The organism is Streptomyces durhamensis (genome assembly GCF_000725475.1).
Lineage (GTDB): Bacteria > Actinomycetota > Actinomycetes > Streptomycetales > Streptomycetaceae > Streptomyces > Streptomyces filipinensis.
This window is the reverse complement of record NZ_JNXR01000135.1, coordinates 1-386: the sequence shown is the minus strand read 5'-3', so window position 1 is coordinate 386 and position 386 is coordinate 1. Positions and strand designations below refer to the sequence as shown.

Here is a 386-nt window from a genome sequence, read left to right as displayed (position 1 = left end):
GCGTTCGGCGAAGGCGATGGCGTGGCTACGGCCCTGGCCGCGGGCGCCGCCGGTGATCAGGGCGACCTGTCCGTCGAAACGCTCTGTCATGTGCTGACTCCTTGTTGTTCGAGAGCTGACGTAGTGGTTTGCAGACCTACCGCAGTTTGATGATGCCGCCGTCTGCCATCAGAGTCTGCCCGGTCATGTACTTGGAATCCTCGGAAGCAAGAAAGACGACGATGGGTGCGATATCGGTCTCAGGGTCCCCGATACGTCCGAGGGGCACCTTGGCAGCCGATTCGGCGGCCCGCTCGGGGAAGGCCTTCTGCCAGGCCATGACTCCCTCGGTGGCCGCAAACGGGCAGATCACGTTCACGCGGATGCCGTCGGCCGCCCACTCGTTG

The 386-nt window shown here is 64.0% G+C and carries 1 protein-coding gene; it reads right to left on the bottom strand.

What is annotated here, in order from left to right; all coding sequences use genetic code 11:
- Nucleotides 1-136 precede the first annotated feature (136 nt).
- On the bottom strand, nt 137-386 hold a 250-nt coding region (locus tag IO33_RS0142115; RefSeq protein ID WP_031174353.1), incomplete at its 5' end, for an SDR family NAD(P)-dependent oxidoreductase.